This is a genomic window from Streptomyces sp., assembly GCF_035563135.1.
Classification (GTDB): domain Bacteria; phylum Actinomycetota; class Actinomycetes; order Streptomycetales; family Streptomycetaceae; genus Streptomyces.
Map to the genome: position 1 here is coordinate 1 of NZ_DATMVN010000130.1, position 8,515 is coordinate 8,515.

General features: G+C 70.5%; 8 protein-coding genes and 1 pseudogene. 2 read left to right on the forward strand and 7 right to left on the reverse strand.

Features of this window, described 5'->3' with window-relative positions; genetic code table 11:
• The 4 genes from VN520_RS05590 to pdhA form a co-directional block, all read right to left on the reverse strand.
• Window positions 1-174: NTP transferase domain-containing protein (locus VN520_RS05590; RefSeq protein WP_325745727.1), on the reverse strand; the 174-nt coding region annotated here is incomplete at its 3' end.
• A gap of 134 nt (window positions 175-308) precedes the next feature.
• Window positions 309-1,646: a dihydrolipoamide acetyltransferase family protein gene (locus VN520_RS05595; protein WP_325745720.1), complete on the reverse strand. Its 1,338-nt coding sequence runs from the start codon at window positions 1,644-1,646 to the stop codon at window positions 309-311.
• Entirely contained in the window at window positions 1,646-2,677 is a 1,032-nt protein-coding gene (locus tag VN520_RS05600) for an alpha-ketoacid dehydrogenase subunit beta (protein WP_325745721.1), read from the reverse strand. The genes VN520_RS05595 and VN520_RS05600 overlap by 1 nt, the downstream gene beginning before the upstream one ends.
• Window positions 2,674-3,837 (reverse strand): pyruvate dehydrogenase (acetyl-transferring) E1 component subunit alpha, encoded by a 1,164-nt coding sequence (gene pdhA, locus VN520_RS05605; protein ID WP_325745722.1) that lies wholly within the window; start codon window positions 3,835-3,837, stop codon window positions 2,674-2,676. Before pdhA ends, VN520_RS05600 begins: the two co-directional genes overlap by 4 nt.
• A gap of 210 nt (window positions 3,838-4,047) precedes the next feature.
• Here pdhA and VN520_RS05610 point away from each other — a divergent pair, with 210 nt between their 5' ends.
• Window positions 4,048-4,569 carry an Lrp/AsnC family transcriptional regulator gene (locus VN520_RS05610; RefSeq protein WP_325745723.1) on the forward strand — a complete coding sequence of 174 codons (522 nt, stop codon included), beginning with the start codon at window positions 4,048-4,050 and terminating at the stop codon, window positions 4,567-4,569.
• Between the two features lie 13 nt (window positions 4,570-4,582).
• Here the strand turns inward: VN520_RS05610 and VN520_RS05615 are convergent, their stop codons facing one another.
• Window positions 4,583-5,173: a TetR/AcrR family transcriptional regulator gene (locus VN520_RS05615; RefSeq protein ID WP_325745724.1), complete on the reverse strand. Its 591-nt coding sequence runs from the start codon at window positions 5,171-5,173 to the stop codon at window positions 4,583-4,585.
• 123 nt (window positions 5,174-5,296) lie between these two features.
• On the opposite strand from VN520_RS05615, the gene paaN reads away from it, so the two are divergent.
• The gene (paaN, locus tag VN520_RS05620) at window positions 5,297-6,997 is read left to right on the forward strand and encodes a phenylacetic acid degradation protein PaaN (RefSeq protein WP_325745725.1); all 1,701 of its coding nucleotides are present in this window, start codon (window positions 5,297-5,299) and stop codon (window positions 6,995-6,997) included.
• 49 nt (window positions 6,998-7,046) lie between these two features.
• On the opposite strand, the gene VN520_RS05625 is transcribed toward paaN, so the two are convergent.
• Together VN520_RS05625 and VN520_RS05630 are read right to left on the reverse strand one after the other, a co-directional pair.
• Window positions 7,047-7,757 carry a TrmH family RNA methyltransferase gene (locus tag VN520_RS05625; RefSeq protein ID WP_325745726.1) on the reverse strand — a complete coding sequence of 237 codons (711 nt, stop codon included), beginning with the start codon at window positions 7,755-7,757 and terminating at the stop codon, window positions 7,047-7,049.
• Window positions 7,754-8,515: pseudogene (locus tag VN520_RS05630) on the reverse strand (HTTM domain-containing protein); the annotation flags it as partial. The pseudogene VN520_RS05630 and the gene VN520_RS05625, both read right to left, overlap by 4 nt.

The following is an 8,515-nucleotide window of genomic DNA, read 5'->3' on the forward strand; positions in this document are numbered from 1 at the left end:
CGGGCGCACGGTGGGCCTGCGCCCGCCCACCACCACGGTGGACCGGGCGTCGGCACATACGGCGAGCACCCGGTCGAGCAGCGCACGGCCGCCCACACGCAGCCCTGGCTTGTCGGCTCCGCCCAGGCGCTTCGCAGCCCCTCCGGCAAGCACGATGGCGTCATACGCGGTCATGCTCCCGAGTATGCGGGCCGCAGGTCCATGGCGGTCCCCCGGGGAGCGGACTCACAAGAAACCCGGCCCCGGTCCGGCCCCGGTCCGGGTCCGGTCCGGGTCCGGGTCCGGGTCCGGGTCCGGGTCCGGGTCCGTTACAGCGTGCGCAGCAGCACCGCCGGCTGTTCCACACAATCGGCCACGTACCTCAGGAATCCACCCGCCGTGCCGCCGTCGCAGACCCGGTGATCGAAGGTGAGCGAGAGCTGGACGACCTGGCGGACCGCCAGCTCGCCCTCGTGCACCCAGGGTCTGGGCACGATACGGCCCACACCGAGCATGGCCGCCTCCGGATGATTGATGATCGGCGTCGAACCGTCGACGCCGAACACCCCGTAGTTGTTCAGCGTGAATGTTCCTCCGGTGAGCTGCGCCGGGGTCAGCTTCCCGTCCCGGGCAGCCTCGGTCAGCCGGGTGATCTCCGCCCCGATCGACTCCACGTTCCGTGTATGCGCGTCCCGGACGACCGGAACGACCAGGCCGCGCTCCGTCTGTGCGGCGAAGCCCAGGTGCACCCCGGAGAGCCGCACGATCTCCCGGGCTTCCGGGTCCACCGTGGAGTTGAGTTCGGGGAACCGCGCCAGAGCCGCCGTGCAGATGCGGGCCAGCAGGGCGAGCACCGACACCTTCGTCCCTGCGGCAAAACCACCGGCGTTCATCGCGGCCCGCGCCGCCATCAGCTCGGTGGCATCGGCATCGACCCAGCATGTGGCGTCGGGAATCTCCCGCCGGCTGCGGGACAGCTTCTCCGCGACCGCTCCCCGGACCCCGCGCAGTGCGATTCGCTCGACCGGCGCGTCCGGCTCCGTCCGGGCCGCCCGGTCCGCGACGGCGGTGCGCTCCCCGTCCGCGGCCCTGATCGCGGACTCCACGTCGGTCCGCAGGATCAGCCCGTCCCGTCCCGTACCGGCAACCTCTCGGAGATCGAGACCGTGCTGCCGCGCCAGCCTCCGGACCAGAGGGGAGATCACAGCTACGGGACCCCGCGGCTCCATCACGTCGGGAGCAGGAGCCGTGGTCACCGCCGGGGACGAGGCCGCGGCCGAGACCGGAGCGGGCCTGACCCGGCGTCTGCGCGCGGCAGGTGCGCCCGTGCCGTAACCGACCAGCACATTGCCGGACGAGCCGCTCCCGGTGCCCCCGACGACGGGCTCGTCGGAAGCCTTTTGCTCTCTCACCGGCTCCACCGATCCGACCGCCACCGTCAGCAACGGTGCGCCGACCGGGAGCTCGGTGCCCTCCTCACCGAATCGCGCCGTCACGACGCCCCCGTAAGGGCAGGGCACCTCCACCATCGCCTTGGCCGTCTCGACCTCGACGACCGGCTGGTCGACGGTGACGACCTCCCCCACCTCGACCAGCCAGCGCACGATCTCGGCCTCGGTCAGCCCTTCGCCGAGGTCGGGCAGCTTGAATTCGAGCACCTGCGCCATCAGCTCTCGGCCTCCCACTGAAGACGGGCGACCGCGTCGAGCACCCGGTCCACACCCGGCAGATGATGCCGCTCCTGCATCGGTGGCGGATAGGGGATGTCGAACCCGGCGACGCGCAGGACCGGCGCCTCCAGATGGTGGAAGCACCGCTCGGTGACCCGAGCCGCGATCTCACCGCCCGGTCCGCCGAAACCGGACGACTCGTGGACGACCACCGCCCGCCCCGTGCGGCGGACCGATGCGGTGACGGTCTCGTCGTCGAAGGGCACCAGCGAACGCAGGTCGACCACCTCGAGATCCCACCCCTCGGCCGTGGCGGCCTCGGCTGCCTCCAGGCACACGGGGAGAGACGGCCCGTAGGTGATCAGGGTCGCGCCGCGCCCCGGGCGCCGCACCACGGCACGTCCGATCGGCTCGACCGCGGGCGGGGCATCCGGTGACCAGTCGGCCTTGGACCAGTAGAGCCTCTTCGGCTCCAGGAAGACCACCGGGTCGTCGGACGCGATCGATTCCCTCAGCAGTCCGTACGCGTCGTCGACCGTGGCCGGCATGACGACATGCAGTCCGGGAGTGGCCATGTAGTACGCCTCGGAGGAGTCGCTGTGGTGCTCGACCCCGCCGATCCCGCCGCCGTAGGGCACCCGCACCGTGATGGGCAGCGGCATGGCGCCGCCCGTCCGGTTCCGCATCTTGGCGACATGGCTGACCAACTGCTCGAACGCCGGATACGCGAAGGCGTCGAACTGCATCTCCACCACGGGCCGCAGCCCGTACATCGCCATGCCCACAGCCGCGCCGAGGATGCCCGCCTCAGCCAGGGGTGTGTCCGTGCAGCGGTCGTCGCCGAACTCCTTCGCCAGACCGTCGGTGACGCGGAAGACACCACCGAGCGTGCCGACGTCCTCCCCGAGGACGTGCACCGTCGGATCCTCCGCCATCGCATCGCGCAGCGCCCGCCCGAGGGCGTGCGCCATCGTGGCCGGCCTGGCCCTGCCGGCCCGTACGCCGGCCGTCGCGGCAGCGGTGGTCATCGCCTCTCCTCCGTGCCGCTCTCGTCGTACCCGCCCCGCTCGGCGTCCAGCTCGTCCCGCAGCTGTGCCGCCTGCTCCCGCAACTGGCCGGTCTCTTCCTCGTAGACATGGGTGAACAGATCCATCGGGTCGAGCACCGGATCGGCGTTCATCTGCTCCCGCAGCCCCTCCGCCATCCGTTCCGCCGCCTCCCGCACCCTCTCGATACCGTCCTCGTCGAGCAGCCCGCGCCCGGTCAGCTCCCGCTCGAGAAGCCTGATGGGATCGTGCGCGCGCCACGCCTCCACCTCGCTGTCGCCGCGGTAGCGGGTGGCGTCGTCGGCGTTCGTATGGGCGTCCATGCGGTACGTGACCGCCTCGACCAGCGTCGGCCCGTCACCCCGCCTCGCCCGCGCCACCGCCTCGCTCAGCACCTGGTGCATCGCGGGCGCGTCGTTGCCGTCGACCAGGCGTCCGGGCATCCCGTATCCCACGGCCTTGTGGGCGAGGGACGGCGCCGCGGTCTGTTTGGCCAGGGGCACGGAGATCGCGAAGCCGTTGTTCTGCACGAGGAACACGACCGGGGCCCGCCATACGGCGGCGAAATTCAGGGCCTCGTGGAAATCCCCCTCGCTCGTCCCGCCGTCGCCGACCATCGCGAGGGCCACCACGTCGTCGCCCTTCAGACGCGCTGCGTGCGCCAGGCCGACGGCATGCGGCAACTGGGTGGCCAGCGGGGTGCACAGCGGGGCGATGCGGTGCTCACGCGGGTCGTAGCCGGTGTGCCGGTCCCCCCGCAGCAGCGTCAGCGCCTCGACCGGGTCCAGCCCGCGCGCCACTGCGGCGAGGGTGTCGCGATAGCTGGGAAAGAGCCAGTCCCGGTCCTCCAGCACGAGCGCCGCAGTGATCTCAGCGGCCTCCTGCCCGGTGCTCGACGGATACACCGCGAGCCTGCCCTGCTTGGTCAGTGCGGTGGCCTGCGCGTTGTAACGGCGACCGCGCACCAGCTCGGCGTAGAGCCTCAGCAGCAGCTCGGAGTCGGCACCGACCGCGGCATCCGTACCGAGCACGCGGTAGGGCTCGGGGTCCGGGAGCAGCGGCGCGGGATCGGTGAGCGGCTTCCAGGCCGGGGGCGGCGTGGGCCGGTAGGCGGCTGCGCCGGGCAGCTCCTGGACCGTCATGACAAGCACCTCCTGGCATCGGGGTGTATCGAGGGATGTCGAGAACTGCCGGAATGCGGGGTGTGAGTGAGACACCGGTGTGGTGTGTCTCACCTACCGATTGTTCGGTCGCGGGCGCAATTTGGCTACAGGCACCTCCACCCTGTGGACAAACGGTTATCCACAGCCTGGGATAGAGGCAGGTCGTCCACAACAGGGAGGCGCGGGCAGATGCCGTCTGAACAAATGGCCGAGGGGGATGAGGAGTCGGTCCGCACTCCGCCCGCACGACCGCTGGACTCCACCGACCGCGCCATTCTGCGGATCCTCCGGACGGACGGCCGCGCCTCCGTACGGGCCGTCGCAGAGCGCGTCCATGTCTCACGGGCCAATGCGTACGCCCGGATCAACCGGCTGGTCGAGGACGGTGTGATCCGCGGGTTCAGCGCGCGCGTGAATCACGAACGAGCGGGGCAGGCCGCCTCCGCCTACATCACACTCAAGATCGTCCAGAACTCGTGGCGCACTGTGCGTGAACAGCTTCAGGCGCTTCCGGGAGCCACCCACATCGCTCTGGTCAGCGGCGACTTCGATGTCCTGCTCCTGGTCCACACACCGGACAACCAGGCGCTGCGCGAGCTGGTCCTGACCAGGATCCAGGCCATACCCGAGGTGCTGTCCACCCGCACCCTGCTGGTGTTCGAGGAGACCGACCTGGGCCCGCATCCGGACCGTCCGGCCGAGCTCACCTAGACCCGCCCCGGGATCAGCCGGCCCGCATCCCTTCGAAGGCGAGCCGGACGACCGTGTCCGCGAGCTGCTCGGCCTCCGGGGAGCCGCCGGGCTGCGGCCGGTACCACTCGACCAGCGAATTCACCATGCCGAAGAGCAGTCGGGTCGCCAGGCGTATGTCCACGTCCGCACGGAGGTCTCCGTCCGCCGCCGCGGCCTTGAGCAGTTCGGACACCCGCTGGTCGAACTCGCGCCGGCGCTCCAGGGCCCAACGCTCCGTCTTCGTGTTGCCGCGCACGCGCAGCAGCAGCGTCACGTAGGGCAGCTCCGCCATCAGCACCTCGACCGTACGCCGCGTGACGTATTCGACCCGGGCGATCGCGCGCCCCTGCATCGCTCCCGGCTCGTCGAGGATGCCGAAGAGCCCGTCGAGAGCCCGGCTCACCGCACGCCGCAGGAGCTCCTCCTTGCCCGCCACGTGGTGGTAGATGGACGACTTGGAGATGCCCGCCGCCTTGGAAAGATGCTCCATGGACGTGCCGTCGTAGCCGCGCTCGTTGAATACGCGGACGGCGACGGACAGGAGTGTTTCCGGGGTGTACGTGTCCCGCTTGGCCGTGGTCATGACCGCGATCCTCCCCCATGACTCGTCCACAGGCCCTCCGGGGCCCCTTGTCCCGACCGATCGTTCGGTTACTCTGACTCCGTCAGCACATCCCTGCCCGGCTCGACGAGGAGTTGGTCCGTCATGGCCGCCGAGCTTTCCCCCGAGAAGCTGTCCGAGATCCACCGTCCGACGCTCGACCAGGCCCTCGACGCGATCCGCACGCGCGCCTACTGGTCCCCGCACCCCGAGCACCCGAAGGCCTACGGTGAGGGAGGTCTCCCCGGCAGCCTCAGTGCCGCAGAGGGCAAGGCCGCGTTCGACGCCGTGCTCAACACCCGCCTGGATCTCGGCCAGCCCGGCACCGACGGCTGGACGGGCGGCGAGCGCTCGCCGTACGGGCCGGAGCTCGGTGTCGAGTATCCACACGCCGATCCGGACGTCCTGCTTCCCGCCATAAGCGCCGCCATGGGCTCCTGGCGTACGGCCGGGCCGGAGACGAGGGCCCTGGTCTGCCTGGAGATCCTCGCCCGGATCAGCGCGCGTACGCACGAGCTGGCCCACGCCGTGATGCACACCAGCGGACAGGCGTTCGTGATGGCCTTCCAGGCGGGCGGCCCGCACGCCCAGGACCGGGGCCTGGAGGCCGTGGCGTACGCGTACGCGGAACAGACCCGCACGCCGCGCAGCGCCGACTGGTCGAAGCCCCAGGGAAAGCGCGACCCGCTGCAGCTGCGCAAGTCGTACACCGCGACCGGCCGAGGCATCTCCCTGCTGATCGGCTGCAACACCTTCCCCACGTGGAACGGCTATCCGGGCCTTTTCGCCTCACTGGCGACCGGCAATCCCGTCCTGGTGAAGCCGCACCCGCAGGCGGTCCTGCCGCTGGCGCTTACCGTGCGGCTGGCGCGCGAGGCCCTGGCCGAGGCGGGCTTCGACCCGAATCTCGTCGCCCTGGCGACCGAGCGGCCCGGCGAAGGCATCGCCAAGACCCTGGCGGTACGGCCCGAGATCAGGATCATCGACTACACGGGGTCCACCTCCTTCGGCGACTGGCTGGAGGCCAACGCCCGGCAGGCCCAGGTCTACACGGAGAAGGCGGGCGTCAACACGATCGTCCTCGACTCGACCGACGACTACCGGGGCATGCTTTCCAACCTGGCCTTCTCGCTCTCCCTCTACAGCGGCCAGATGTGCACCACCCCGCAGAATCTGCTCATCCCGCGCGACGGCATCACGACCGACGCGGGCGCCAAGTCCTACGAGGAGGTGGTGGCGGACATCGCCGAGGCCGTGAGCGGGCTTCTCGGCGACGACGCCCGGGCCAGCGGACTGCTCGGTGCCCTGGTGAACCCGGACGTCAAGGCCCGGGTCGAAGGGGCGGCGTCCCTGGGTGACGTAGCGCTCGCCTCGCGCCCGGTGGCCAACCCCGACTTCCCCGACGCCGTGGTGCGTACACCGGTTCTCGTGAAGCTCGACGGCACCAAGCCCGACGACGGGGCGGCCTACCTTTCGGAGTGCTTCGGCCCGGTCTCGTTCGCGGTCGCCGTCGACTCGACCTCTGACGCGCTGGACCTGCTGCGCCGCACGGTCCGCGAGAAGGGCGCGATGACCGTCGGCGCGTACACCACCTCACCCGAGGTGGAGCGCGCGGTGGAAGAGGTCTGCTTCGACGAGTCGGCTCAGCTCTCGCTGAATCTCACCGGCGGTGTGTACGTCAACCAGACGGCGGCATTCTCCGACTTCCACGGTTCGGGCGGCAACCCCGCGGCCAACGCGGCGCTCTGCGACGGGGCATTCGTGTCCAACCGCTTCCGGGTGGTGGAAGTCCGCCGCCAGGCCTGAGCGGGCCCCGGGCGTGGGCGACCGGCGGGGCGGGGACCCGCTCCACCGGTCATCCACCCCGCGGGTCCGGAATATCCGCGTGTCGCTGCACCCACGCGTGCATGGCGATGGCGGCCGCCGCACCGGCGTTGATCGACCGCGTCGAGCCGAACTGCGCGATCGAGCACACCATCGAGGCATGCCGGCGCGCTTCCTCCGTCAGCCCGGGCCCTTCCTGTCCGAACAGCAGCACACACCGGCGCGGCAGTTCCGTCCGCTCCAGCGCCACGGCCCCGGGAAGGTTGTCGATCCCGATGATCGGGATCCCTTCGGCCTCCGCCCAGGCAGTCAGATCCGCCGTGTCCGGATGGTGCCGCACATGCTGGTAGCGGTCGGTGACCATTGCCCCCCGCCGGTTCCAGCGCCGCCGGCCCACGATGTGGATCTCCTTCGCCAGGAAGGCATTGGCGGTGCGCACCACCGAGCCGATGTTGAAGTCATGGCCCCAGTTCTCCACCGCCACATGGAAGTCGTGCCGCCGGAGATCCAGGTCGGCGACGATCGCCTCCCGCGTCCAGTACCGATAGGCGTCGCCCACATTGCGCCGGTCGCCGTGGGCAAGGAGTTCGGGGTCGTACCGCTCTCCCTCGGGCCATGGCAGCGGGTGCGGTCCGACGCCGATCACGGTGCCGTACCCGTCGTCGTACTGGATCGGTTCCGCGGACGGATCGGGCGCGGCTGCCTCGCGGGGCTCTTCTGTACTGCCGGTCTCGCTGGTCACCCGACGAGCGTATGGCCACGGTCTCCGCCGCTGCGCGTGGCCTCCTCGTCGTCCGCCCCCATCCGCCGCTGCCCGGGAAGCCGGAACCTGTCCGGCATCCGGGAGAACAGACGTTGCCGACCGTGCGACACCCTGCGCCCCAGCCACACCAGGAAGACCGTCGGCAGGAAGACGGCGTCGGCCGCGATCATCGCCATGGAGAAGAAGGGAAGCCCCAGCAGGACGGAGATTCCGGCATGCTCACCGATCATGACGACCAGAAGGACGTTCTTGACCCGCCGGTTGAACAGCGTGAAGGGGAAAGCGACCTGCACGATGACCGTGGCGTACGTCAGCACCATGACCGCCAGGGCGCTGGATGCGAGCAGGCCGGAGAGCTCGGGCCACGGGGTGAAGTAGTCCAGTCTGAGCGGGTAGTAGATCGCGGTGCCGTCCTGCCAGCGGGACCCCTGGATCTTGTACCAGCCGGCGGTCGCGTAGATCAGGCACACCTCGGCCATGATCACGAGAAGAGCGGCGTTGTGAGCCAGGTTGGCCAGCACGTCGGACAGAGCGCGCATCTCATGGTCCGGCGCATAACGGTTCAGCGCCCACCAGACCCCGTTCCCCAGCCAGAGCACCCACAGGAGGGACGGCAGCCACCACGTGCCGCCGAGGCCCCCCATGACGGTGGCGGACAGGAGAACGCATCCGAGCACCGCCCACAGGGCCGGCCCCGCGGCGTCACGGCCCGGCCGGCCGGCCTCCGCGAGACGTTC